The organism is Halobacillus faecis, from assembly GCF_007991335.1.
GTDB classification, from domain to species: Bacteria; Bacillota; Bacilli; order Bacillales; family Halobacillaceae; genus Halobacillus; species Halobacillus faecis.
Window position 1 is genome coordinate 237985 of record NZ_BJYD01000012.1, and the last position, 26089, is coordinate 264073.

Here is a 26089-nt window from a genome sequence, read left to right on the forward strand (position 1 = left end):
TTATTCTCCCTTTTTAATCCAGAACTTGAATACACCATTGTCTTCTTCTGTTTGTAGAAGTTCGTGACCACCGGACTTCGCCCATGCGGTCAAGTCTGCTTTTGCGCCCTGGTCTGTTGCGTGGATTTCAAGAACTTCTCCAGCTTCGATGTCCTTCATCGCTTTCTTTGTTTTTACGATAGGCATTGGGCAAGCTAGTCCTGTTGCATCAAGTGTTTTTGTAACGTTCATAATTGAATACCTCCAAATGTTTATTAAGTGATTGTAGGGGAGCCTGGATTCCCAGGCTCATGAGTTTTTATCTTACAGCACAACGATTTGGGCCGATTTCCATTTCGCGTTGTTCTTCATTGTCCGGGCTGATTTTACCCATGTTTGTTTCACGGATTTCTTGATAAGCGTTTGGTTGAGGCGGCAGATTCTCTGTCACCATTTTTCTGAACTCCTCTTGATCATCAATGTTCAAACCATGGTTCTTTTCAAAAAGGGTACCTAGTTTTTCAGCGACGGTACCGTCTTCGTTCAACTCATCCATGATCATGAAGTGAGCTGGAAGGACGATTAGTTCGTCAGAAAGCTCTTTATAACGTGTATAAAGGGTTTCTCTCAAATCCATCACCCAGTCATCGGCTTTCCCAGCAAGGTCTGGGCGTCCGATAGAGTCGATGAACAGGATGTCGCCTGTCATCAGGTATTGATCATCCAAGACGAAAGAAGTCGATCCTTTCGTGTGGCCAGGAGAATACAAGGCATGAATATCAATGTTTGTATTTCCTACAGTGACTTGGTCTCCATCACGAAGGGGTTGGTAATCGAATGTCACTTCACCAGCATCTTCTGGAGGCAACCAGTACGTGGCACCTGTTTGTTCTGCAATCTTGCGTCCACCAGAAATGTGGTCGGCATGCAAGTGCGTATCAAAGACGTTTGTGATTTTCACACCAAGTTCTTTAGCAAAATCAACATACACATCAGTCATTCTTGTAGAGTCGATGATCGCTGCTTCCCCGTTAGATACGACCATGTAGGAAAGGCAGCCTTTACCGATACGGACGAACTGATAAAGCTCGCCGCCATCTTTCAGGTCATTGACTTTGATCGGCTCCAAGTGCTCACTCCAGGCTTTCATTCCGCCTTCTACGGAGTAAACATTTTCGAATCCTTCTTCCACAAGCATTTCAGCAACCATTTGAGAAGAACCGCCTTTGGCACAAACGACAGCAATTTCTTTATCTTTTGGCAGCTGATCTGCGATTTCTTCGACACCATCAAGGAGATCGAAATAAGGAACGTTCAAGTAAGAAAAGTTTTCGCCTTCGATTTTCCAGTCTTGGTACGCATCTTCTGTTCGAACATCAAGAAGAAATAGCTCTTCATTATTCAACACTTTATTAGTAATTTCTTTTACCGTCATGTTTTTAACAGTCATCTTATTACCTCCCAGGGTATTAATTTTTGTAAAAAAATATAGAATTAAAGCTTCGTCGTTTCTCCATTCCAGCCACTCATGCCTGGAACGACATTGTAAACATTCTCAAAACCTTTTTCTGTCAGCTTTTGTGCAGCAAGGTCACTTCGGCTTCCTGTACGGCAAACGATATAAACGTTTTTCGAACGATCTAGTTCATCTGTACGTTCATCAAGCTCACCAAGAGGAATAGACGTTGCTTCTGGGATGTGCTCAAAGGCATACTCAGCAGCTTCACGTACATCTAAGACAAGGACGTCATCGTTTTTGCGAAGAGCATCCAAATCTTCATTATATACAACATTCGGGTGCTTTTTCTCTTGTTCTTCTTCACCACTGGATTTGCGGACATAGTGCTTGAGTACGTCTCCCTCTTCGATCGTACCCAAGTACTGATGACCTGCACTCTTCGCCCATGCTTCAAGGTCTGCTTTAGACCCTTTGTCTGTGGCTTGAATTTCAAGGACTTGACCAGCTTTGATGTCCTTCATTGTTTTCTTTGTTTTCACAATCGGCATAGGACAAGCTAATCCTTTGGCATCTAACGTAAGATCTGTTTTCAGTTCCATTCTTACATTCCTCCTCTACCCTTATAGGGGGATTTATTTCGTTGGACCTTCCCAGCTCATCATGCCGCCTTCCATGTTTGTCACATCGAATCCTTTGTCTTCAAGGATTTGGGAAGCACGCCCGCTGCGACCACCAGAACGGCAAACCATAATATAAGATTTATCCTTATCTAATTCACCTGCACGCTCTTCGACAGTACCTAGAGCGATGTGTTTCGCACCAGGAATCATTCCTTCAGCTACTTCTTCGTCTTCGCGAACATCGATAATGTTCAGTTCTTTACCTTCAGATAGTTGTTGTTCTACTTCTTTTGCTGTCATTGTTTTCATAAATGATACCTCCTAATTAGATAAACAGGTTAACATTGCCGTCTTCTGCATCGGCAAGATATGCAGCAACGCCTGCGTATTGAATGTCATCAAGCAATTCTTCTTTTTGCAATCCTAATAGATCCATCGTCATTGTACATGCGACCAAGTTGATTTCCTGTTCTTGAGCCATATCAATAAGATCCGGCAGTGGCATCGCATTGTGTTTTTTCATGACGTCTTTGATCATCTTAGGACCAAATCCTGCGAAATTCATTTTTGAGATGCCCATCTTGTCTGCTCCACGTGGCATCATTTTACCAAACATTTTTTCCATGAATCCTTTCTTAACTTGGATGTTTTCATCCTTACGAAGGGCATTCAGTCCCCAAAATGTGTGGAAAATCGTAACTTCGTGATCATAAGCGGCTGCTCCATTTGCAATGATATAGGCAGCCATTGCTTTATCATAATCCCCGCTGAATAAAATAATATTCGTCTTTTTTGTTTCAGACATGTTTCATCCTCCTAATAATTTTTATAGTTATACGCGTATGGGTATACTTTATTGTAAAAAAATTTATCTGCTTTTGACAAGCAATTGAACAGCTTCGTTAATGGAAGCTTCTTTGTTTTCTTGATCTTCAGCGTCCTGGATGCACTCCACAAGGTTGGAGCTTACCACGAGCCCGATCGCACGGTCAATCGCACTTCTGGAAGCGGAAAGCTGCGTAATGACATCTTTGCAGTCTTTATTTTCTTCCATCATTTTCAAAACGCCTCGCAACTGACCTTCTAGACGTTTCACTCTGTTCTTCATTGCGTCGTTGTATTCCATTGAATTGACCTCCCTTGTGAAGTTTTTTCTGTCGCTGTTGAACAGTACATGACTAATAATATACCCCATAAGGTATAATGTCAACACCCCTGTGCGTATTTTTCGGATAAGAGCTTATTCCTGGTGTAAAACTAAGTGTGAGGTGAAGAATATGGATTTATGGATGGACACAGTTAAAGTGATCGCAAGGATCATGACGATATTGCCATTACTCCTCGGGGTAGGGTTATTTATGGGGAAGAGGTCAATTGGAGAATTACCTGTATTCGACTTTTTAGTTGTGCTTGTTTTAGGGTCTGTTGTCGGCGCAGATATTGCTGATCCGAAAATCGACCATATTCATACCGTTACGGCTATCATTTTCATTGCACTTTTACAAAAATTCATCGTATGGTTGAAGTTACGGAGTAGGAAGGTCGGTAAGTTTCTTACGTTTGAGCCGACCATTGTTATATATAAAGGAGAAATGATCGAAGAGAACCTGTCACGTATTCAATATTCCCTTGATAACATCACTCACATGCTTCGAGAAAAGGATGTATATGAGCTTGATGGGGTCGAACTAGGGATCATCGAACCGAATGGTCAACTCTCAGTCAAATTAAAAAACGCTAAAGAAGCTGTAACCCGGGAAGATATGGGATTCCCGTATAGGGGTGGGGGTTATGATATCCCCCTCATATTGGATGGTCAATTACAGAAAGACCTTTTAATGCGTTCAGGCCGGGACATCGAATGGCTGAATACTAAGTTGGGTACCAATGATGTCGCTGATGTTTTTTATGGTGCGCTGACCAGCCAAGGAGAATTTCACTTTTCATTAAAAGGAAAAAAGGTAGATTCTTTACCACCTATTGAACATTGATGTTATTTGATCCCGTTACTGAAGTCATTTAATTTTTATAAGGAAATGGAAAGAGCCGCTAAAAATTAGCAGCTCTTTTTTTAGGTTAAACACTCTGTTCCATGCATTGCTTTAACCGCTCTTCGACATCGCTGGCCATCTCTTGAATATTTTCATCCTCAACCATCTGAGTAAGAGCCGTCGGCTTCGGCATACCGATTTTCGTCTTGCTTCCATCTTGATAAACCACCATTTTACATGGGAGGAAATAACCAGCCATTACGTTTTCATTCAGAATACGCTGGGCCTCTTTAGGATTACAGACTTCCAGGACTTTAAATTCTTTTTCAAATTCCAGTCCTTTTTCATGAAGCTTATCCTTAATGTCAAAGTTCCATAATACCCCGAACTTTGCTTCTTTCAAATTTGCCTCAAGACTTTCAATCGCTTCATCCATGCCTTTGTCCGTTTCTACCGTGTAGTGAAACATGAAATACCTCCTTATAAAATAAGTTCTCCTTATCCATACCCATTAAGGTATAAAAATAATCATCTTAAACGAAAGCTCTAGTTTGTATAAGACTCAGCTTCGATCCTTTTGTTGAAGGGCTGGGGGCTGCGGGGAATAGGTCGCTTTTCACGGGAGCGCGGTGGGACTCCTCAGCATGCACCCTATGGGGGATTACCGTGCATGCTGAGTCTTCAAGAATCCTGCCATACTGTTGATTCCTTAATGTAGTCAAACAAGAAAAACTTTTCTAAAAGTTTAGTAAATTAAATTGACAAAGAATTTGTACTGTATTATGATTGGCAACATCAATAAAAAAGCAAATAACTTTTCTTCTTATCTAGAGAGGTGGAGGGACTGGCCCTACGAAACCTCGGCAGCGGGACTGATTCGTCGAAACGATCAGAAACTGTGCCAACTCCAGCATGTGTGTATGCACGTGAAAGATGAGAAGAGACGGCACCTCATATATTTTGAGAGCCCCTCTTCTTATTTTTTAGAAGAGGGGCTCTTTTTGCGTCTAGGAGGGACAGAATGATTCAATTTGAACAAGTATCAAAGGTTTACCAGCACAATGGCAGTGATTTGCGCGCTGTCGATCAGGTGGACTTGACTGTACATAAGGGAGAAATATTTGGTGTGATCGGATTCAGTGGAGCTGGTAAGAGTACACTGATCCGACTGGTCAATTTACTCGAACGCCCGACGGAAGGAAGGGTCCTGGTCAATGGTGAGGATCTGACTCAGCTTTCCAAACCAGGTTTGAGACACGTGAGAAAACGGATCGGGATGATTTTTCAACACTTCAACTTGCTTGAGTCTAAGACGGTCCATCATAACGTGGCTTTCCCGCTCTCTTTATCCGGGACACCAAAAAAAGAAATCGATCAGAGAGTAGCAGAAATCCTCGAATTTGTTGGTTTGTCTGATAAAGCAAAGCAGTATCCAGAAGAGTTATCCGGTGGACAAAAGCAAAGGGTGGGGATTGCTAGAGCATTAGCTACATCTCCAGAAATTTTGTTGTGTGATGAAGCAACGTCAGCATTGGATCCTGAAACGACAAAATCAATTTTGAAACTTTTGAGGAAGGTTCGAGATGAATACGGCATTACGATATTGATGATTACTCACGAAATGAATGTGGTTCGTGAAGTATGTGACCGAATTGCTGTGATGGAAAGTGGAAGGGTTATTGAAAAAGGATCGATCTTTGACTTGTTTTCCAACCCTCAACACCCGACAACCCAAAATTTTGTGCGGACCGTGATGGAGAATGATATTCCTGCTTCCATCCTCAGTGGAATTGAAAAAAGAGGTTCTTCAAGGAATATTTATCGTGTGACTTTTGTTGATGAAAGTGCCGGAGAACCTGTTTTATCTCAAGTGGCGAAAAAGTTTGATGTGGAAGTCAATGTGTTGTTCGGACAGATTACAGAGCTTCAAGGCATTCCATTCGGTCATCTCGTTGTAGAGCTCCAAGGACCGGACCAAGAGATTCTAAGAGTGATCAATCATATTCAACAAAGAGTATCTGTCCAGGAGGTGACTTCTCATGCAGGTTAATTTAATGGATTTTTGGCCGAGAATTTGGGAGGCGACGTATCAAACCCTTTTGATGGTAGGGATTTCATTGGCGGCGGCCACTTTGATCGGTTTACCTTTAGGGATCATTCTGGTCGTAACAAGACAGGGTGGGTTGTTAGAAAATAAAACGCTCTTCCGTGGCTTCAGCTCAGTCGTTAACTTTTTCCGTTCCATTCCCTTCATCATCTTACTGGTGGCTATCCTGCCGTTTACGAGACTGATCGTCGGTTCGTCTATAGGTACAGCAGCGGCGGTGGTCCCTCTGGTGATCTTTTCAGCACCTTATATTGCCAGGTTAGTAGAAAGTAGTTTACTTGAAGTGAAACCAGGAGTTATCGAGGCGGCTGAAGCGATGGGGGCGACGCCGTGGCAGATCATCCGTCGGGTGTACATACCGGAAGCGTTAAGCTCCATCGTTCTTAATTTGACGATTGCGACCATTGGTTTAGTCGGTGCATCCGCAATGGCTGGATTCGTCGGCGGGGGAGGGCTTGGTGATCTCGCTATTTCTTACGGGTACCAACGTTTCGAAACAGACATTATGATTGCGACTGTATTATTGCTTGTACTCATTGTTCAGATCACCCAAACCATTGGTAATTTCACATCTAAAAAGATTCGGAGACAATAGGAGGTTTTTTACATGAAAAAATGGATCATTACACTAAGTATTTTATTAACCGTAGGATTAGTCCTTAGCGGCTGCTCAAATGAAAGTGGAGCGGCTTCTGAAGAAACGAAGAAAGTTAAAGTCGGATTGAATGGTTCCGGTGTTCCCATTTGGGAGAAGATCAAAGAAAAAGCCGCAGAAGAGAATATTGAGATTGAGCTTGTTGAATTTGCGGATTATGTAAGACCGAATATGGCCCTTGCAGATGGAGACATTGATCTGAACGCTTTCCAAACCGTCTCTTATTTTGATTCTTTCATTAAGGAACACAACCTGGACCTCGCACCTATTGGGACGACCTTGATTGCCCCGATGGGGATCTACTCTGATAAGTACGAAGATGTTAGTGAAATCTCGGAAGGAAGCTCCATCGCACTACCAAAAGAAGCGACTAACATGGGCCGTGCATTGCTGCTCCTTGAAGAATCAGGGTTAATTGGACTGCCTGATGATTTTGATGGCAATGGAGATTTGAGTAAAATTGAGGAAAATCCTAAAAATCTAGAATTCGAGCCGATTGTGGCAGCTCAGACACCCCGTGTCCTGCCGGATGTAGCTGCATCAATTATCAACAATGGAGTCGCTGTTGAAGCAGGCTTTGTTCCTGTAGAAGATGCAATTGCGATTGAAGATGAGACGGCGCAGCCTTATATCAACATCATTGCGGCTCGTGCAGACGAAACGGACAATGAAACCTATCAAAAAATTGTGGAGATCTATCAGCAGGAAGATGTAGCCCAACATATTGAAGAGGTTTATAACCAGTCGCTAATTCCGACATTTGTTCCGTTAGAAGACATTGGTTGGTAAAGGAGCGTTCGTATGAGTATTGAGCTGGACCAGTCCTTAGAGGGTATTCTTTTGGAAAATTTGAAGAAACAGCAGCAAAAGTATATAGAAACAAGTCACCTTATCCACGCAAACCCAGAAGTAGGGAATGAAGAATATTACGCGTCCCAGCAACTCATTTCCCTTTTAGAAGCGGCAGGATTTGATGTAGATAGGGAAATCCCTGAACATCCAACGGCTTTTAAAGCACGAAAATCCTGTGGGAAACCTGGAGCGAAAATTGGATACCTTGCCGAGTATGATGCCCTCCCGGGGATTGGCCATGCATGCGGACATAACATCATTGGTACGGCCTCTGTAGCTGCAGCCATTGCCCTAAGCGAGGTCCTCCCTCAAACAGGAGGAGAAGTCATCGTACTCGGCACACCAGCGGAAGAAGGGGGACCAAACGGTAGTGCGAAAGGTACGTTTGTGAGACATGGTCTTGTGCAGGAGTTGGATGCATGCATGATGGTCCATCCTTTAGGTCGAACGACAGGTTCTGCTCCAACACTTGCTGTGGATCCTGTGGATTTCGAATTCGTTGGAAAAACCGCTCATGCGGCCAGTAATCCCGAGGATGGAGTAAACGCCCTGGATGCTGTCATTCAGCTTTATAACGGATTGAACGCACTAAGACAACATGTGACGGACGATGTCCGCATCCATGGCGTAATTTTAGATGGAGGCGATGCGCCGAATATTGTTCCCGACTACGCGAGGGCGAGGTTTTACTTACGAGCCGCTACAAGAGAGACCTGTGATGAGCTGACGAAAAAAGCGGAGAAAATCGCGAAGGGTGCAGCAGAAATGACAGGAGCTGCTTATAAGATGACCCGCATCCAGAATGGGGTCGACAATTTCAAAGTGACTCCGCTTTTCGACCGAGTCTTTCAACAAAAAATCACAGCACTGGGACACCATTTTTATGAGGATAGGAAGGGTCTAGGATCAACGGATGCGGGCAACATCAGTCAAGTTATCCCGACCATCCATCCTTATATTAAAATTGGTCCGGAGAGCCTGGTCGCCCACACGGATGAATTCCGGGAAGCGGCCAAATCCAAACAGGGGGATGATGCTCTTATCAAAGGAGCGACAGCCCTTGCCCAAACCGGGCTGGAGTTATTAACAGATGGGCATTTGTTAAAGAATATCCGAGAAGAATATGAAAGACTTTAACCATAAGCCAGACCTACATAGGTCTGGCTTATGAATTGTGTATGGAAGTTGCTTATATTAAAATGGGTACATTAGAGAGAGGACGTGAATCACATGACAAAAGACATCAAATTGATTGCGCTAGACCTAGATGGTACCACCGTCAATCATGAAGGAGAAGTATCCGAGGCCAATAAAGCAGCTATAAAAAAAGCCAAAGAAAAAGGCATCCACGTTGTATTAAGTACAGGAAGATCTTTATCCCGATGCCGAAATATTAGTGAAGCCCTCGGCCGCTCTTCCTATATTGTGACGATCAATGGCGGAGAGATTTATGATCATGAATATAACCTTGTCGAACAAAATCGGCTGGAACATAAACATGTGGAGCGTCTATGGGAATTGAAAAAAGAGCATGGTCTCTATTTTTGGTCCTCAACCGTGCAAGGATTGTACAACAGCCAAAACCCATTCGACCAAGAGATTGTAGACTACGATTGGTTGAAATTCGGTTTCGATATACAAGAGGACGAAGTAAGACAAGTTATTCTCGACGAAGTCAATGCGAATGAAGACCTTGAAGTTACAAACTCCAGTCCTACAAACATTGAAATTAATCCTGCAGGTGTAAATAAAGCAGCAGCTCTTATGAAAGTTTGCCAGTGGCTCAATTTAGAAATGGATCAAGTGATGGCCGTTGGTGACAGTATGAATGATATTGCGATGATTCGCGAAGCAGGCTTCGGCGTGGCGATGGGCAATGCCCAGGAGCCGGTGAAGAAAGAAGCAGACTTTGTTACGGCGTCTAACAAAGAAGACGGCGTTGCTTTTGCCATTGAAAAAGTAATAGACTAATCCCAAAAAAAACCAGCCTTACGGAGGCTGGTTTTTTGTATTTACTCGCTTTCTCGTAAACACTAATAAAACTATTAAAGGCACTGATGAAAGTGTGGAAGCTCGGAAGTCACTCATGAAAACATAAACCCACCGATAAGAGTTTGGTTAGCTTACTCTCCACTTTTCGAGCTGGTAAGATTGAAGGCAGAGGTGTAGGGTGTCGAAATCCTTCTAAATACATAAAAATGTAAGCGTTTTCTGTTAGAGGCAGGAATGATAGGAATGAAAAGAGAATTACATCCCATAGCGAAGAATGCTCAGGGAGGAAGATTATGAAGGCATCATACATAACAGAAGAACATGAAATACTCCGTCAATCACTACGAAAGTTCTTGGAAAAAGAAGCTTATCCCAATTATGACGAATGGGAAAAGGCAGGGGAAGTTCCCCGGGAGTTTTGGAGAAAGCTTGGTGAACAGGGTTACCTTTGTCCTTGGCTGGGTGAGAAATATGGAGGGTTTGGAGCAGACTTCGGCTATTCAGTTGTCATCAATGAGGAAATGGAAAAAGTGGGGACAGGCTTAATTGGAGTGGGTTTGCACAATGACATTGTCGTTCCGTATTTGGATGCTTATGGAACAGAAGAACAGAAACAGAAATGGCTTCCGAAATGTACGACAGGGGAATGCATTACAGCGATTGCGATGACAGAACCGGGAGCAGGATCGGATCTAGCATCTATAAGGACGACTGCAATAGAAGGTGACCAGGGATTTACGATGAACGGGGAGAAAACGTTCATTACGAATGGAATTCACGCGGATTTGGTAGTGGTGGTTTGTAAAACGGATCCCCATGCATCTCCGGCGCATAAGGGAATCAGTCTGGTGGTCGTTGAGAGAGACACTTCTGGTTTTTCCCGGGGGAGGAAGCTCGACAAGATTGGTCTAAACTGCCAGGATACATCAGAGCTGATCTTTGAGGATGCAGCCGTCTCCAAGGATAACCTGCTGGGTAAAAAAGGCGAAGGCTTCTATTATTTAATGAACCAGCTGCAACAGGAGCGCTTGATTGTAGGGATCGGTGCCATTGCGGCATGTGAACGAATGATTGAGTTGACGGTTGCTTATGTGAAAGAGCGCAAAGCTTTTGGGAAGTCCATTGCTTCTTTTCAAAATACTCAGTTCAAACTAGCTGAACTACAAACGGAAGTTGAGATTGGAAGGACATTTCTGGACCGCACGATTGAAGCTCATATGGACGGGGAGGATGTTGTCAAAGAGGTGTCGATGTCCAAGTGGTGGACAACCGATCTTGTGAAAAAAGTAGCGATGGAATGTATGCACCTCCACGGTGGTTATGGATATATGGAAGAGTACGAAATTGCAAGAAGGTTCCGTGATGCTCCAGTTACCGCTATTTATGCGGGATCCAATGAAATTATGAAAACAATTATTGCCAAAAAGATGGGCTTAGTATAGGAGGAAAAAGATATGAATGAAGTTGTCATCGTAGAAGCGGTAAGAACCCCTGTAGGTAAAAGGAATGGGGCGCTCAGCGAAATCAGGCCGGATATTCTCTTCGCAGATGTACTTAAGGAACTGGTTGAACGAGCTTCTCTCGACCCTGTAGAGGTAGAAGATGTTATCGCAGGATGTGTGAGTCAGGTGGGGGAACAAGCGGGGGATATCGCCAGGATTGCTGCCCTGACAGCTGGTTTCCCACTGGAAGTCCCTGGTGTGACACTTGATCGGCAGTGTGGGTCGAGCCAACAAGCGATTCATTTCGCTTCTCAAGCGATTGCCTGTGGGGACATGGATGTCGTCATTGCTGGTGGTGTGGAAAGCATGTCACGAGTTCCGATGTTCTCAAACATGCAGGGGACATCTTTCAACGAACGATTGACGTCAAAATACGAAATGATCAATCAAGGCCATTCAGCAGAAAGGATTGCAGACCAGTGGCAATTGAGTAAAGAAGAGCTGGATGCTTATGCAGCTGAAAGTCATCGAAGAGCATTAATGGCGATGGATGAAGGCCGGTTTGAAAAAGAAATCATGCCTGTGACCACCGGTGATTCCAATGTAATAAAAACAGACGAAGGTCCCAGAGCAGGTACGTCTATTGAAACGCTAGCCACCCTGAAAACAGTTTTTCAGGAAAACGGCAAAATCACCGCAGGAAATGCGAGTCAAATTAGTGATGGGGCGGCAGCTGTCCTTTTAATGTCACGAAAAAAAGCGGAGGATCTGGGCTTGAAGCCTCGCTTTCGGATTGTCTCCAGAGCTGTCGTCGGTTCCGACCCTACCCTGATGCTGACAGGTCCGGTGCCGGCTACGTATAAAGCCTTACAAAAAGCTGGACTGAGTCTTGAAGATATCGATTTGTTTGAAGTGAATGAAGCATTTGCTCCTGTACCGTTGTTTTGGATGAAAGAGACAGGTGTGCCACATGAAAAGCTAAATGTGAATGGTGGAGCCATTGCGCTTGGACACCCGTTAGGCGCCACCGGAGCAAAGCTGATGACCACCCTCGTTCATGAATTAGAAAGGATAGAAGGAAAGTACGGGCTGCTTGCCATCTGTGAAGGACACGGGATGGCGAATGGAACGGTCATTGAAAGGCTGGAGGGATAACGATGGATGTTAAAGATGTGGTAGCGATTGTGACAGGCGGTGCATCAGGCCTCGGAGAAGCGACAGTAAGGAAGATTGCAAGAAATGGTGGGAAAGTGGTGATTGCAGACCAAAATGCAGACAAAGGCGGGGCACTTGCAGAAGAATTGGGCTCTTCTGTACTGTTTGCCAAAGTGGATGTTACCTCCTCTGATGAAATTGAGCGCACGCTCCAAGCGACGGTGGAAACTTTTGGGCAGGTAAACACGGTCATCAACTGCGCTGGCATCGTAACAGGTGAAAAAGTGGTCGGAAGAAATGGCCCGCACCCGCTGGAGTCTTTTTCTAAAATCATTGAAGTGAACCTGATTGGTACGTTCAATGTCATCCGTTTGGCTGCTGAAAAAATGCAGGAAAATGAGCCAAATGAATATGGGGAGCGAGGCGTCATCATTAACACAGCTTCGATTGCGGCCTATGAAGGGCAAATAGGGCAAGCGGCTTACAGTGCTTCCAAAGGAGGAGTAGCCGCGATGACGATGCCAATCTCGAGGGAGCTCGCCCGTCATGGCATCCGGGTGATGGCTATTGCACCAGGTCTGTTTGAAACGCCAATGTTTGAACAACTCCCTGAAGAAGCACGGGATGCTCTAGGTAAAGCTACACCATTTCCGTCACGGTTAGGAAAGCCTTATGAGTATGCGAAGTTAGCTTTAAGCATTTTAGATAATCCAATGCTTAACGGGGAGGTGATCCGCCTAGACGGAGCGATACGATTACAACCCAAGTAAATGTACCCGTGCTGGTATGAGCCCTTTACTTAGAAGGTAAGGAAAGTACGCCTTATTTTACAAAGAAAAACCTGTCTGAAGTACTCCAGTATTTGATCGTTCAGTAAGCTCTCGGTGGATCGAGCCGTTGGCTAATGGGGATTTTAATAAAAAATCAAAGGAGTCGATGAGAAATGGGACCAACACTTAGGAGTATGTTTGAGCAAACGGTAGCGAAGTATGCGGATAAAGAAGGATTGGTGGACCTGCGGCTTGGAACACGATGGACATACGGAGAGTGGGACCAGGAAGTGAATCGCACAGCGAATGCGCTGAAGGCTTCAGGGGTGGAAAAAGGGGATAAAGTATCAACGGTGCTTTTTAACACGGCTGAATATGCAACGGTGCTGTTCGCCTGCATGAAGATTGGAGCGATATTCAATCCGGTGAACTTCCGTCTCATGGAAAAAGAAATCGAGTTCATTTTGAAAGATGCCGATCCGAAGGTGGTCGTGTTTGAAAAAGCGACGGCAGCTCAAATCGCTCCGGTAGCGAAAGAGATGACAAGTATTGAGTTTTGGTCCATCGACGAAGAAAACTTGCCTTATGCCATGAACTATTATGAACGAACGGATGGAGTGACGACCGAACGACCTGTGTGTGAACTGGACGAGAACGATCCTTATGCCATCATGTACACTTCCGGAACAACCGGACTTCCGAAAGGAGTCATCCATACGCATCGAGATATGGTCGATCAAGCGCTCATCATGACCGCATGTTTGAGACTGACGGAAGATGACCGTGGACTGACTGTCGCCCCGATTTTCCATTGTGCAGAGCTTCATTGTGCGTTCTTCCCGAGAGTGATGATTGGAGCGACAAACGTTCTGATGCACCATTTCGATGCACCTGAAGTCATTGGAACGGTCAGGGAGGAGCAGATTACGTCCTTCTTTGCAGCTCCGACGATGTGGAACATGATGCTGCAAGAGGAATTCACCAAAGAGGACTTCCAGACGTTGAGACAAGGTCTCTACGGAGGAGCACCAATGGCCCCTGCGTTGACGATGAAGCTGCATGATTCCTTAGGTGTCCAGCTCTTACAGGCCTATGGTATGACGGAAATGGGACCCGCAATCACCGCACTGACCGAGGAAGAACAAGTCACGAAAGCAGGGTCGGCAGGAAGAGCGTTGCTAAACCATGAAGTCCGAGTGGTGAGAACGAATGAGCACGGACCCGCAGAGCCTGAAGAGATTTGTAAACCGCACGAACTCGGGGAAATTATCGTGCGAGGGCCCAGCATGATGACGGGGTATTACAATAGGCCGGAAGCGACAGAAGAAGCCATGTACAAAGGTTGGTACCATACGGGTGACATCGGGTCCTTTGACGAGGATGGATACCTCTGGGTTAGTGATCGTGTGAAGGACATGATCATTTCAGGCGGTGAAAACATCTATTCAAGAGAAGTCGAAGATGCCTTGTACGAGCATCCTGCAGTCATGGACGCAGCCGTCGTGGGAGAGCCGGATGATCTATGGGGAGAAAGGGTGGTCGCCTATATCGTCAAAAAGAATAGCGGCGTTACTGAACAAGAACTGGATGAGTTTTGTACTTCAGGAAATCGACTGGCCCGGTACAAACGGCCGAGACGTTATGAATTTGTAGATGAACTACCACGAAACGCGAGCGGGAAACTGCAAAAGTTCAAACTGCGGGAACGAAGTAAAACCTTATCAGAATAAGAACAAATAAAAAGGCTGCCGGTGACGACCGGCAGCTTTTTTTGAACACTTTTTCAGGAAAATGGCGCTAACATTTCCCGGGCAATATTCGACAAGTTATTGAAGGAATTGTTTCAACTTTTGGGTGGGCTGCTTGTCTCTTGCCTTTTCATACATAGAAAAAGGACATCCGAGTTCAGCGATACGGCCAGGTACCGTATGAATCGTAAATGATTCCGGCCGCAAATCTTCGTTCACCTCTTCCCAATGAAGCGGCGTAGCGACGGTTGCGTTTTCGGTTGCTCTTGTCGAATACGGAGCAATAATCGTTTTACCCTCTGCATGTTGGACATAGTCAATATACAATCGATCTCCACGCTTTTTCTTCAGTCGTTCAATTGTAAAGAGGTCAGGTTCTTCATTAACAAGGAGTGTAGCCAACGTTTCTGTGATTTTCCTTGTCTCCTCATAGCTTAAATCTCCCTCGCGGATAGGGATGTGAATCTGCATGCCTTTATTTCCGGATGTTTTGATAAAGCTTATGACTGCAAGTTCATCAAGGAGGTGCTTTAATAAACGAGCAGCCGTAATGGCCTTACTGAAATGACTTCGATCTTTCGGATCTAAATCCATGACAATTTCATCAGGTTTTTGACCACCGGCTTTCTCAAAAGGAACATGGTATTCCAATGCCCCCTGGTTAGCGAGCCAAAGTAAAGAGAGCAGCTGATCACAAATGATGTATGGATCCCCATCCTCCATCCACATTTTCAGAAAGTCGGGGGCATGATCAGGGAAGTGTTTTTGGTAGAAAGATTCTTCGTAGATGCCATCAGGATAACGGATCAGCGTTAACTTCTTTTCCTGTAGGAACGGGAGCATGTGAGGAGCTAACTGACGGATGTAAACGAGAAAATCCTGTTTAGAAATACCTTTCCATAATGGTTTATCTATATTGGATGGTTCGAAGGTGTCAGGAAACAGGGAAAGATCCCATTGTTTTTTAGATTCTGTGCAATCTTCAGGGACAAGATCAAATCGGAACTGATGAAAGAGAGGTTCACGAAGTTCCCCTTCCTCAGCACTCAGGCAATGTACATCTACACATGTTCCAGGTGCCAAATGCCATGCATCTTTTTTCTTTTTTCCGTGTTCTTTGAAAAATGTCTGGAGCGTCTCACGCTCGTCATCTTTCAGGCCATGTTTAAACTTTCCCAGGTGGGCAGCGCTTTTGTTTTTATAAAACCCTAGATCATAATATCCGTTCTCAGCGTCGTACTTCTGCAAAAAGCCGGAGACTGTCCTCCATTGTTTCCATTTCAACCACTGTCTTCCACGGTCACCTGGCTGATATTTGCTCTTTTTCATTTTTGAAATGATTCCCTCAGCAGAGTGCAGCTCAGCGATGGATAGGATCTCCTCTAATTTCTCATATACATCAATACTTTGAACTTGGGGGTGATTAAGCTTTTCGAGAAGCTTTTTCATATTTTCTTTTCTTTTTAGTAAGGGGGTACCTTTTTCTATTTTGTCAAAAGCGATGAAGGTAGCAGGTCTTCGTTTGGAAGCAACTCGTATTTTTTCTTTATTTCGCATTCTTCCTCTTGTCTGTAAAGCTTCGAAGTTCGCTTGGTAAGGAGTGTTCAAAATGACCAGCTCCCCGTCCAGCGTGAATGGTAGAAGTTTTTTAGGAATCTCCATCTGAACGATTTCAGGAAAGCGGTCACTCATGTCTTTTCCATTCCGGCTCAGGAGCCTGACTCCCTCCCCGTGGGCATCGAGAATAGCTCTAAAACCATCATACTTCACTTCATACACCCACTCATCCCCTTCAGGGAGTTCCATCGTACCCGTCAAAAGCATCGGCTTCATTCCCGCATCTCCTTCCCATTCCGTGATCTTCCACAATACTTATTTTGTTGAATAGGTTTGGCTTTTTTAAGGAGTTTATCCATGGATGCGGAACATATTTTTTAAGATTCTCGTGAAACCTATAGGAAAAAGGAGTGGTCGGGATGCACACGATGTGGAAAGGGACCATCAGCTTCGGGCTTGTGAATATTCCTGTGAAACTGCACGCGGCAACTGAGAACAAGGACATTAAGTTACGTCAGCTTCATGAAGAATGTAAATCACCGGTCGAATATGAGAAGCGTTGTCCGGTATGTGAGCGGGAAATAGAGAGTGAAGAGATTGTAAAAGCTTATGAATATGCGAAGAACAAGTTTGTCGTTTTAGACAAAGAAGACCTGGAACAGTTGAAAAAGGAACAAGAAGACAAAGCGGTCGAAATCATCGATTTTGTGAAGTTAGAAGAAATCGATCCGATTTATTTTGAGCGGAGTTATTTCATCTCTCCAAGTGAAGGAGGGTCAAAAGCTTACAGCCTCCTTCGTCAGGCGCTCGGAGATACGGAGAAGATCGGAATTGCAAAAATTATCATCCGTTCCAAGGAGCAATTGGCCATTGTCCGGGTGTATGAGAACACGCTGGTCATGGAAACCATCCATTATCCTGATGAGGTCAGGTCGGTCCAGGACGTGCCGAATGTTCCGGAAGAAACAGAACTAAGTAAGAAAGAATTAAGTACAGCCGTTACTTTAATTGATCAGTTGACAGCGGAATTCGACCCTGAAAAATACAAGGATGAGTACAGGACGGCGCTGATGGAGCTGATTGAAGCGAAGAAAAACAATGAAGAAGTTACGACGGCTAAAGATAAACCCAAGCCGGATAACGTGACAAATTTAATGGACGCATTGGAAAAATCCTTAGAGAAAACGAAAGGATCCAAGAAGAAGAAAACCACGAAGAAAAAGACGACGACATCTGGTAAGAAAAAGACTTCCTGATAGGACTTCATCGTCTATAAAACCTCTATCTGTAGTATAATGGAGAAGATATGATTATAGTTCGGAGGGATTGGATGACCGTACGTTCCGAGGAAGAAGTGGAATTACTTATGCGCCCTGCTTTAGCGTCTCTGGCTGTCGAGGGACAACGTTTGAACAAGAAGCAGAAATTGCTTGTGAAAAAGTGCCTGACAGGGGAGATTTCTCATGAGGAGTTCGTCAAACAGGCGTTGGAACTGGCTCATCATGCCTGACACAAGGTACGGGAATGAAAAATCGAAGTATTGTTATCCGGGATCAAACGTTTTGATCAACCATTATGACATCAAAGATGAGAAACAACTGACGGCCTTGGAAACGATGTTTACGGCTCAAAGGCTTGCCGAACTTCAATCCAACCCGGTTGAAGGGGATTTCGACTTGCGGCATTTACAGAGAATTCATGCGCGTCTATTTTCAGATCTTTACCCGTTTGCTGGAGAAATTCGAACAGAAAACATAACGAAGGATGGATTTTCTTTTGCTCAGGCCAGGTTTATTCACGATGCGGCTGAGCCCATATTTCAACAGTTGATGAGAGAAGATTGGAAAAGTATGAACAGAGTACAGGTTGTAGAGAAATTGGTTTATTACATGTCAGAAATTAATGTACTCCATCCTTTCAGAGAAGGAAATGGGAGGAGCTTACGGGAGTTTATCCGCTGCATAGCTTTGGAAGCAGGGTATGACTTGGATTGGTCCGCGGTTCCCCCCGATGTGATCTTTCGGGCGAGTGTTCAATCTGTCAAAGATGTGAGTGCACTGGCACAGGTCATCAGTCAATCTTTAACTACCTACCAAAAACCTTCAGCTTGATACAAGGCTGGGGTTTTTTTGCATGAAGACCAAGGATTCCACTTCCACGAATGTCCACTCTTTCTTTTTGTTATTTTCACTTGTTTTGCATACATTTGCTTGGGCCACGGGTTAACCAAAAGGGGAAAGGACAGATGCTAACTAAGCGCATCTGTCCTTTTTTATATTTGATTGAATCGTGCTAAAGAGTGGACGAGTCGCGCTAAAGAGGATTCGAATCGCGCCAAAGGGATGCCGAGTCGCGCCAAAGAGACGCCGAGTCGCGCCAAAGAGACGCCGAGTCGCGCCAAAGAGACGCCGAGTCGCGCCAAAAGGTTGCCGAGTCGCGCCAAAGAGACGCCGAGTCGCGCCAAAGGTTGCCGAGTCGCGCCAAAAGGTTGCCGAGTCGCGCCAAAGGGATGCCGAGTCGCGCCAAAGGGGTGCCCAATCGCACCAGGAGGGCAAGTCGTGCCAAAAACACTGCCTTAATCATAATTAAAAAATATAGATGGTATTTTAACTCTTTAAACATAGGAGGATGTTCCACTATAATAAAAATAACTGAAAATTCAAACTTAGAATCGTGAAAATCCAAGAAGGAGGACGTTATGAATGACCTACCTTTCCTTCAGAGAGGTTTGGGAAGCAAAAAAGCGCATATCTTCGTTTGTTCATCCCACTCCTATTCTGTATTCAGAACCTCTCTCTGACCACACAGGGGCCCATGTTCATTTGAAGCTGGAGCATACCCATCCTACGGGTTCATTTAAACTGCGAGGGGCAGCAAACAAAATCTTATCTTTGGACGATAAGGATTTAAAAAAGGGTGTGACCACTTTTTCAACAGGAAATCATGGGATCTCTGTTGCGTATGTAGCAGCAGAGTTAGGAATTCCTTGTACGGTATGTATATCGAATCGTGTTCCGAAGGCTAAGGTGAACCGTCTAAAAAAATTGCACGCTTCGGTGGAAGTCGTAGGGAGCAGTCAAGATGAAGCAGAAGCTAGGTGTGCTGAATTGGAAAGAGGGGCAGGGATGACGGTGATCAAGCCTTTTGATGATCGGGAAATCATTGCCGGTCAGGGCACAATCGCGCTTGAAATTATGGAACAGTGTCCTGAGGTGGATGAAGTGATTATCCCTTTGTCTGGAGGTGGGTTGTTGTCCGGTATTGCGTTTGTAATGAAATCAATTGAACCTTCTATACACATAACAGGAGTGACGATGAAGAAGGGAGCCGTCATGCAGGAAAGCCTTGCGAAGGGTAAAGCTGTGATTCTTGAGGAATCTTATACATTGGCAGACAGCCTCCTTGGAGGTATTGGGACAGAGAACCGTTACACATTTCCGATGACGCAAGCTTACATGGACAAGGGTGTTCTTGTAGAAGAGTCGCAGATCGAAGAAGGCCTGATCTTTACCCTTGAGCACCACAAGATGGTTGTGGAAGGAGCGGCTGCAACGGGGATCGGCCACTTGCTTCATTGCAATGATTTAAAAGGGAAACATGTAGTTGTCGTTTTGAGCGGAAACAATATCGATCATGATGTGGTCTTAAATCTTCTGGCTAAATCGTAAATGGGGGAGGAGTGGAAATGGGGGTTGCGGTGGAGGAAGTCTTGAAACTTCCTGTTCTCGAAAAAGCTAAAGTGCAGACAGATCTGTATGATCGGCAAGTGGACTGGATTTCAGTAATTGAAACACCTGTGGAGAACTTTGTCAGGAACAATGAATTTGTGCTAAGTACAGGTGTTGGCTGTGGGGATGATGTATTGGCGCTAGAAGGATATGTAGAGGACGTCATCCGATCAGAAGCATCTGTCCTCGCTTTTGCCACAGGCCGTCATCTGTACAAAATTCCTGATCGCGTGTTAAAACTTGCGGAGAAACATGAGTTGGTCGTGATGGAAATTCCTTGGGAGATAAGGTTCGGAGATATTTTACAGGACGTCTTACGATTGATCAGTGAGGAAAAGCGTCAAGAGCAGCAACGGACGGAAGAGATCAGGCAGGAGTTGATCAATTGTGTCCTGAACGGAAAAGGGCTGCAGGAGATTACATCCATTGTCTACCAGAACACGGGTATTCCAACGGCCATCAGCGATCATAACAAGCAAATCCGGGCGAATCAGTATTTTGATCGTTATTACATCGATGTTTTAAATGGGCATGAGCTTCCACAGGAAGGCACATTGGTAGAAACGGATATAGACAGTGATCACCCACTCCGCCATTACATTGAAACCTATGAAATTGGTAATCAAAAATGCTACCAGCTTACAATTTTATCAAACTATAAGAAACAGGGTTATATTCTGTTCAAACCAAAGAACGAAAAGGATTTAACGTGGGTGAACCTTCACATCCTGGATCATGCACTCACAGCTTGTGCGCTTTATTTTGTAAAAGAGAACGCCATTGAAATGACTGAAATCAGACTTAAGGACAACTTTTTGCTGGATTTAGCCAAGCAGGAAAGGGAGATGGACAGAGCTCTCTTATCAAAAGCACAGCTGCTTGGTTATGACTTGGAGAAGCCTTACATTTGTCTTGTCGGCCACATCCGTTTCGTGCAGCCGGAGGAGGAACGCACCTCTTCAACGATGCCTCAAGTAAAATCGTCATCGATCAATAGTCGGAATTATTACATTCAGAAGGAAGTCACTCATGCAGGAGATACGCTGCACAGAAGGACGATGACTACCTTTGACGAAGGCGAGGTCATCGTTTATTTGGAAACGGATCGTCCAGATTACGAAGAAACCGCAAATCAGTTTCTCGACCTGATTGAACGGAGGCTGCATGAGTTATTGAAAGGAATTACGATCAGTTGGGGGATTTCTTGTCATAAAGGTGGGTATCAGGCTTTTAATAAAAGCTATGAAGAGGCGGCAACAGCACTGAAAATCGGTCAGCAGCATGAAGAAGGGGAGCGGACATTTTTCAGTGACACAAGGATGAATCGCTTGCTCATGGCCCTGTCCCACGAAGAAGAAATCGGAGCAATTGTTTCAGATACATTGGAAAAGCTGATTGATTATGATCAGAAACGGCAGACAGAACTGATTCATACGTTTATGATCTACAACAAATACAACAGTAATGTCAGTCAAACATCCCGTGCCCTTAATCTGCACCGTCAATCGTTATTGCACAGGTTGAGAAACATTGAGCATTTGACAGGACTATCTCTTCTCAATGCAGATGACCTTTTCTTGCTGGAGTTGAGTGTAAGGTTATGGCTTTTGAAGAAAGTGGATGCATAGAGCGCTCCTCCAGGATGGCGCTCTATTTTTCATCTTTAACGGTCGTTTTCCATTCGCCCTGATCGCTCCCACGTCGGTCCAGCTTGACGGTCCACTGGTCGGATTCTTCATCAAAAGAAAGCAGAGAAACGATCAGGACATCTGTCTGTTCTGGTTCTGTTTCGGACAACGCTGTAGAAAGAGCTTCGGAAGCCTTCAAATCCGCTCCTTGTACTTCACTCATTTCAAGTTCCTGGACTTTTTCGGCCGTGGCTTGTTCAGGGTAGGATTCAGCAATATCTCCGTCCACCCATACCTCCACCTGTTTGCCGATCCATAGACCTTCTGGGGCTCCGGAGACCCACATGGCCCGTCCTTCATCCCCTGATCCGTCATCCATCGGTGTGACAACCAGGATACTGTCCTCGTCCTGATCCATAACAAAACCGCTCATGTCCGGATCAGATGCGCCTGCTTCCACTTCATTCTGGTCTACTTCTTTTGTCTCTGAAAGCCCACAGGCAGGAAGGAATAGAGAGAAAACTATGAAAATACCCAGCATCCATCTCATTTTCATCATTCACACACTCCTTATCTTCGTATGTTGACGTTTGTACAGGTGGAAAAGTTTCACATGACAGAAACATCCAACTTTGTTATGATGAGAATCACCAAGCGAATAAGTTTATGAAACTACTAGGGGAGCCTGAATGGGCTGAGAGGAAAGCGAGCAAGCTTTCTGACTCTTACGAACCTGATCTGGTTAATACCAGCGGAGGGAAGTAGTCTGACGATACACGTATCGACTTACTGCATACCAGGCCAGGTCCTCTAAGGATCTGGCTTTTTTATATGGATCCATTCAGCTCCTGTGCGGAAAGGTGGTGAAAAATGAGAAATACAAAACGACTTACAACGATGGCCGTGCTTGTTGCCATTGGGACGCTTGGAGCTCAATTCCTCTGGTTTCCGGCTGGAATTGCGAAAGCTTATCCTGTGCAACATGCGGTTAATGTGATTGCGGCGGTGGTGCTTGGACCCGTCCCTGCGGTCATGGTTGCTTTTGTCATCGGGATTTTACGTTTCCTATTAGGGCTCGGCACCTTTCTTGCTTTTCCGGGCGGAATGTTTGGTGCATTATTGGCAGGGCTTTGTTACCGGATGTTTGAAAGAAAAAGGTCTGCGGTGATTGGTGAAGTTCTAGGCACTGGAGTCATCGGGGCTTTGGCATCTGTTCCAATTGCACACGTCTTGATGGGAAGTTCAGCTGGTGTTTTCGCGTTTGTTCCTTCTTTTGTCGTAAGCAGTGTCTCGGGGGCTATGATTGCTGCCTTCATTTTATCACGAGTGAAAGTTGAAAACATGATCTTACAACCATAATACACGGAAAATGCTAGGGGCGCGAGTATTCGCTGAGATAAGGAGATATTCCTTGGTCCCTCAATACCTGATCCGGGTCATGCCGGCGGAGGGAAGTAGTAAGAATCCCTTTCTGTCCTCTAGTAGCTTCCGAGAATAATAGGAGGCTCCATCATGTCTTTTTCCAATCATTTAAGAAAAGAAAATCAGGATATCTATCAAAAAATCTTCTCCCACCCCTTTATCCAAGGCATCGGAAAAGGGGAGGTTCCAAAAGAAGCGTTGATTCACTATATCAAGGCTGATTATGAGTATTTGAACGCCTTTATGCACGTCTATGGAATCGCCATTTCCAAGTCTCAGGGAAGGGAAGATATACAGCTGTTCAATGAACAGATCGATTTCGTGCTGAACAGCGAGGTTCATCCTCACAATAATTTTTGTGAACAGATTGGTGTTTCCTATGAAGAACTGCAAGGATATCCATTGCCGCCGACCGCTGATCACTATATCAAACATATGCTATTTCATGCCCATCAAGGGGATATGGGAGAAATATTAGCTGCCTTGCTTCCGTGCCCGTGGACGTATTATGAAATCGGAGTTGAGCTGTTGAATAGCTATCAGCCGGAGCTTGATCATCCCTTCCTCCCGTGGATCGAGTTTTATGCCAATAAGGAAGTGAAGAGTCTAACGGCAGTCTTATGTGAACGGCTTGATCAGTATGCTGAACGTGCTTCTGAACCGGAAAAGCAGCGGATGAGAGAAGCCTTCCGAAAAAGTTGTCAGCTGGAATATGCCTTTTGGGATATGGCTTACACACAAGAGCAATGGCCTTGTGAAAAGGAGGGTGTGAGATGAGACGAGTTTCATGTGCGTTGACGATCGCCGGAACAGATCCGAGCGGGGGTGCAGGTATTCAAGCAGACCTGAAAACGTTCCAGGAGCTAAAGAGTTACGGCATGAGTGTTGTGACTTCCGTTGTTTCTCAAAATACGACAGGAGTGAAGGATGTTCATCACCTTTCAGAAAACTTCATTCTGAGTCAGTTGAAAGCTATTTCTGAGGACATGCCTGTTCATGCACTGAAAACAGGGATGATTGCCAACAAGAATATGATGAAAGTCATCAGTGAATGGTTGGATGAGGTGGATGCTCCTTACGTCATGGACCCTGTCATGGTTGCCCAAAGCGGGGACCCATTGATTGAAAAAGAAGACCAGCGTTATTTGAAAGAATACCTCGTACCAAAGACAGCACTCGTGACTCCCAACATCCCTGAAACGGAAGTGCTTGTCGGAGAGGTTATCGAAACAGAGGCAGATATGAAAGAAGCGGCCGAAGTGATCGTTCAAGACTTAGGTGCGGGTGCGGCCCTTGTCAAAGGGGGACACCTCAATGGAAGAGCGGTTGACTTTTTATATGATGGGGGGCGTGTCTATGAATTTGAATCGGAACGTATTGATTCTCCAAATACGCATGGCACAGGGTGTACGTATTCAGCAGCCATTACAGCTTACCTCAGTCAGGGACACGCTTTGCCACAAGCCGTCAAAGAAGCGAAATACTTTGTAACTGAAGCAATCCGCCACTCCTTCCATTTAGGGAAAGGAAGTGGACCGACCAATCATTTTGCTTTACGTGAGGAGGTTTTCAACCAATGGCTGTAAATATGATCGAAAGAGTGAGAGAACAACGCCCATTGATCCATCACATCACGAATGCGGTTGTCATGAATTTTACAGCAAACGGACTTCTTGCTTTCGGAGGATCGCCGATTATGGCTAATGCTAAACAGGAGGTTGCAGACGTCACACGATTATCTCAAGGGCTTTTATTGAATATAGGGACGCTTCATGAAGACCAGGTGAAAGCCATGATTCATGCAGGGAAAGCGGCGAATGAAATCGGCATTCCGGTCGTCTTGGATCCTGTTGGTGCCCCTGCCACTCGTTATCGTTCAGATGCATGCCAGCGAATCTTGCAGGAGGTGAAGCCGACTGTCATTAAAGGGAATGCGGGGGAACTTGCCCATCTCGTCGATCAGTATGTGGAAACGAAAGGCGTAGATTCTACAGGAGAATCTGATCCTGAAGCCATCGTTCGTCTAGTAGCAGAGAAATATCAGACCGGGGCCGTTTGTACAGGAGAAAAGGATGTCGGATGTATCGACGGGGAAGTTTTTGTCAATGAAACTGGACACCCTCTCCTTGCTCAAATTACAGGATCCGGCTGTTTGCTGGGTTCCTTGCTCACAGCAAGCTTAGCGGTTGAAGGTAATTCTAAAGATAAGGTTCTGGCAACATTAAGCCATTATGGCCGGGCAGCGGAACAAGCGGCGGTTCACCCTGATCTCGAAGGACCAGGGACATTCATTCCGCGATTTGTCGATGCATTAGCCGGGAGGGTTGAATGATGAAAGCTTCTACACTTAGAAAATACTTCGTCATGGGCAGTCAAAACTGTAACAAAGATCCATTGAGCATTTTGGATGAAGCGATCAAAGCTGGTATCACGTGCTTTCAATATAGGGAAAAAGGAGAAGGCGCTCTAACTGGAGGAGCGAAGTACAGTCTCGGTCATAAGCTGCGCCAACGTTGTGCCGAAGCGGACATTTTATTCATCGTCAACGATGACGTCGAACTTTTTGATGCGTTGAAGGCCGATGGAATCCATGTTGGACAGAGTGATCGAAGTGTGAAAGAGATTCGTTCAAAATACCCTGATACAATCATTGGATTATCGGTCTCTGATCGTACAGAACTAGAACAGAGCCCTGTCCATCTTGTCGACTATTTAGGTGTGGGACCGATGTACAGGACAATCACGAAGAAAGACGCCAATCCTGTAGCAGGGCCTGAATGGGTGAAGGTCGTCAAAAAAGCGTTTCCTGAGGTGCCCGTAGTCGGGATTGGAGGCATTCATCCTGAAAATGCTGCTGAAGTGATGGAAGCTGGGGCGGACGGTGTGGCTGTCATATCGGCCATTACACACGCAGCGGACATATCTGCCGTTGTACAAGCGATATGAAACAAAAGGAACTCATGCAGGGGCATGAGTTCCTTTTG

General features: G+C 45.0%; 29 protein-coding genes and 3 riboswitches. Of the genes, 20 read left to right on the forward strand and 9 right to left on the reverse strand.

The features are described from left to right. The 6 genes from HFA01_RS07575 to HFA01_RS07600 all read right to left on the reverse strand — a co-directional run bounded on the left by HFA01_RS07575 (position 1) and on the right by HFA01_RS07600 (position 3184). Positions 1-231, reverse strand: coding sequence for a sulfurtransferase TusA family protein (locus tag HFA01_RS07575; protein WP_089654675.1), 231 nt, complete (start codon positions 229-231; stop codon positions 1-3). Positions 232-298: 67 nt separating this feature from the next. Then, complete coding sequence (locus tag HFA01_RS07580) at positions 299-1429, reverse strand: MBL fold metallo-hydrolase (RefSeq protein ID WP_146814826.1); 1131 nt, start codon at positions 1427-1429, stop codon at positions 299-301. A gap of 44 nt (positions 1430-1473) precedes the next feature. Further along, complete coding sequence (locus tag HFA01_RS07585; protein ID WP_146814828.1) at positions 1474-2037, reverse strand: sulfurtransferase TusA family protein; 564 nt, start codon at positions 2035-2037, stop codon at positions 1474-1476. Between the two features lie 33 nt (positions 2038-2070). After that, entirely contained in the window at positions 2071-2367 is a 297-nt protein-coding gene (locus tag HFA01_RS07590) for a rhodanese-like domain-containing protein (protein ID WP_146814830.1), read from the reverse strand. A gap of 16 nt (positions 2368-2383) precedes the next feature. Then, positions 2384-2863 carry a DsrE/DsrF/DrsH-like family protein gene (locus HFA01_RS07595; RefSeq protein ID WP_146814832.1) on the reverse strand — a complete coding sequence of 160 codons (480 nt, stop codon included), beginning with the start codon at positions 2861-2863 and terminating at the stop codon, positions 2384-2386. A gap of 63 nt (positions 2864-2926) precedes the next feature. Then, positions 2927-3184 carry a metal-sensitive transcriptional regulator gene (locus HFA01_RS07600; RefSeq protein WP_146814834.1) on the reverse strand — a complete coding sequence of 86 codons (258 nt, stop codon included), beginning with the start codon at positions 3182-3184 and terminating at the stop codon, positions 2927-2929. 151 nt (positions 3185-3335) lie between these two features. On the opposite strand from HFA01_RS07600, the gene HFA01_RS07605 reads away from it, so the two are divergent. Next, the gene (locus tag HFA01_RS07605; RefSeq protein WP_246139293.1) at positions 3336-4049 is read left to right on the forward strand and encodes a DUF421 domain-containing protein; all 714 of its coding nucleotides are present in this window, start codon (positions 3336-3338) and stop codon (positions 4047-4049) included. Positions 4050-4134: 85 nt separating this feature from the next. On the opposite strand, the gene HFA01_RS07610 is transcribed toward HFA01_RS07605, so the two are convergent. Beyond that, complete coding sequence (locus tag HFA01_RS07610) at positions 4135-4518, reverse strand: DUF302 domain-containing protein (RefSeq protein WP_146814836.1); 384 nt, start codon at positions 4516-4518, stop codon at positions 4135-4137. Between the two features lie 351 nt (positions 4519-4869). Then, positions 4870-4989, forward strand: a riboswitch (SAM riboswitch). 81 nt (positions 4990-5070) lie between these two features. Between HFA01_RS07610 and HFA01_RS07615 the strand changes: the two genes are divergently transcribed. From HFA01_RS07615 to HFA01_RS07655, 9 genes are all read left to right on the forward strand, one after another. Then, positions 5071-6099 carry a methionine ABC transporter ATP-binding protein gene (locus HFA01_RS07615; RefSeq protein WP_146814838.1) on the forward strand — a complete coding sequence of 343 codons (1029 nt, stop codon included), beginning with the start codon at positions 5071-5073 and terminating at the stop codon, positions 6097-6099. Further along, a complete protein-coding gene (locus HFA01_RS07620) occupies positions 6089-6751 on the forward strand; it encodes a methionine ABC transporter permease (RefSeq protein WP_146814840.1) in 663 nt (220 codons plus the stop codon). Before HFA01_RS07615 ends, HFA01_RS07620 begins: the two co-directional genes overlap by 11 nt. A gap of 12 nt (positions 6752-6763) precedes the next feature. Further along, positions 6764-7600, forward strand: coding sequence for a MetQ/NlpA family ABC transporter substrate-binding protein (locus HFA01_RS07625; protein WP_146814843.1), 837 nt, complete (start codon positions 6764-6766; stop codon positions 7598-7600). A 12-nt stretch (positions 7601-7612) separates the two neighbouring features. Then, positions 7613-8800 (forward strand): M20 family metallopeptidase, encoded by a 1188-nt coding sequence (locus tag HFA01_RS07630; protein ID WP_146814845.1) that lies wholly within the window; start codon positions 7613-7615, stop codon positions 8798-8800. Positions 8801-8893: 93 nt separating this feature from the next. Then, positions 8894-9634 (forward strand): Cof-type HAD-IIB family hydrolase, encoded by a 741-nt coding sequence (locus tag HFA01_RS07635; protein ID WP_146814847.1) that lies wholly within the window; start codon positions 8894-8896, stop codon positions 9632-9634. A gap of 314 nt (positions 9635-9948) precedes the next feature. Then, positions 9949-11097, forward strand: a complete 1149-nt coding sequence (locus tag HFA01_RS07640) for an acyl-CoA dehydrogenase family protein (protein ID WP_146814849.1) — start codon at positions 9949-9951, stop codon at positions 11095-11097. A 12-nt stretch (positions 11098-11109) separates the two neighbouring features. Further along, complete coding sequence (locus HFA01_RS07645; RefSeq protein WP_146814852.1) at positions 11110-12252, forward strand: thiolase family protein; 1143 nt, start codon at positions 11110-11112, stop codon at positions 12250-12252. A 2-nt stretch (positions 12253-12254) separates the two neighbouring features. Next, positions 12255-13022: a 3-hydroxyacyl-CoA dehydrogenase gene (locus HFA01_RS07650; RefSeq protein ID WP_146814854.1), complete on the forward strand. Its 768-nt coding sequence runs from the start codon at positions 12255-12257 to the stop codon at positions 13020-13022. Positions 13023-13195: 173 nt separating this feature from the next. Beyond that, positions 13196-14752: a fatty acid--CoA ligase gene (locus HFA01_RS07655; RefSeq protein ID WP_146814856.1), complete on the forward strand. Its 1557-nt coding sequence runs from the start codon at positions 13196-13198 to the stop codon at positions 14750-14752. A 96-nt stretch (positions 14753-14848) separates the two neighbouring features. Here HFA01_RS07655 and ligD read toward each other — a convergent pair whose 3' ends face one another. Continuing rightward, positions 14849-16603 (reverse strand): DNA ligase D, encoded by a 1755-nt coding sequence (gene ligD, locus HFA01_RS07660; RefSeq protein ID WP_146814858.1) that lies wholly within the window; start codon positions 16601-16603, stop codon positions 14849-14851. 143 nt (positions 16604-16746) lie between these two features. Between ligD and ku the strand changes: the two genes are divergently transcribed. The 5 genes from ku (at position 16747) to HFA01_RS07685 (ending at position 21683) form a co-directional block, all read left to right on the forward strand. Then, a complete protein-coding gene (gene ku / locus HFA01_RS07665) occupies positions 16747-17583 on the forward strand; it encodes a non-homologous end joining protein Ku (RefSeq protein ID WP_115823132.1) in 837 nt (278 codons plus the stop codon). 74 nt (positions 17584-17657) lie between these two features. Further along, positions 17658-17837 carry a hypothetical protein gene (locus HFA01_RS07670; protein ID WP_146814860.1) on the forward strand — a complete coding sequence of 60 codons (180 nt, stop codon included), beginning with the start codon at positions 17658-17660 and terminating at the stop codon, positions 17835-17837. Continuing rightward, positions 17791-18438: a Fic/DOC family protein gene (locus tag HFA01_RS07675; protein WP_246139294.1), complete on the forward strand. Its 648-nt coding sequence runs from the start codon at positions 17791-17793 to the stop codon at positions 18436-18438. The genes HFA01_RS07670 and HFA01_RS07675 overlap by 47 nt, the downstream gene beginning before the upstream one ends. Positions 18439-19029: 591 nt before the next feature. Beyond that, positions 19030-19995, forward strand: a complete 966-nt coding sequence (locus HFA01_RS07680) for a threonine/serine dehydratase (RefSeq protein WP_146814862.1) — start codon at positions 19030-19032, stop codon at positions 19993-19995. Between the two features lie 17 nt (positions 19996-20012). Continuing rightward, a complete protein-coding gene (locus HFA01_RS07685; RefSeq protein ID WP_146814864.1) occupies positions 20013-21683 on the forward strand; it encodes a PucR family transcriptional regulator in 1671 nt (556 codons plus the stop codon). A gap of 22 nt (positions 21684-21705) precedes the next feature. Here HFA01_RS07685 and HFA01_RS07690 read toward each other — a convergent pair whose 3' ends face one another. Continuing rightward, positions 21706-22242, reverse strand: coding sequence for a DUF3221 domain-containing protein (locus HFA01_RS07690; protein WP_146814866.1), 537 nt, complete (start codon positions 22240-22242; stop codon positions 21706-21708). Between the two features lie 108 nt (positions 22243-22350). After that, positions 22351-22460, forward strand: a riboswitch (TPP riboswitch). A gap of 93 nt (positions 22461-22553) precedes the next feature. Between HFA01_RS07690 and thiW the strand changes: the two genes are divergently transcribed. From thiW to thiE, 5 genes are all read left to right on the forward strand, one after another. Then, positions 22554-23042: an energy coupling factor transporter S component ThiW gene (thiW, locus tag HFA01_RS07695; RefSeq protein WP_146814868.1), complete on the forward strand. Its 489-nt coding sequence runs from the start codon at positions 22554-22556 to the stop codon at positions 23040-23042. A 5-nt stretch (positions 23043-23047) separates the two neighbouring features. Then, a riboswitch (TPP riboswitch) is annotated at positions 23048-23153 on the forward strand. Positions 23154-23195: 42 nt separating this feature from the next. Further along, positions 23196-23882 carry a thiaminase II gene (tenA, locus tag HFA01_RS07700; protein WP_146814870.1) on the forward strand — a complete coding sequence of 229 codons (687 nt, stop codon included), beginning with the start codon at positions 23196-23198 and terminating at the stop codon, positions 23880-23882. Continuing rightward, positions 23879-24691 carry a bifunctional hydroxymethylpyrimidine kinase/phosphomethylpyrimidine kinase gene (gene thiD, locus HFA01_RS07705; protein ID WP_146814872.1) on the forward strand — a complete coding sequence of 271 codons (813 nt, stop codon included), beginning with the start codon at positions 23879-23881 and terminating at the stop codon, positions 24689-24691. Before tenA ends, thiD begins: the two co-directional genes overlap by 4 nt. Then, positions 24682-25437, forward strand: a complete 756-nt coding sequence (thiM, locus tag HFA01_RS07710; protein WP_146814874.1) for a hydroxyethylthiazole kinase — start codon at positions 24682-24684, stop codon at positions 25435-25437. The genes thiD and thiM overlap by 10 nt, the downstream gene beginning before the upstream one ends. Next, entirely contained in the window at positions 25437-26051 is a 615-nt protein-coding gene (gene thiE / locus HFA01_RS07715) for a thiamine phosphate synthase (protein ID WP_146814876.1), read from the forward strand. Before thiM ends, thiE begins: the two co-directional genes overlap by 1 nt. Positions 26052-26089 lie beyond the last annotated feature (38 nt).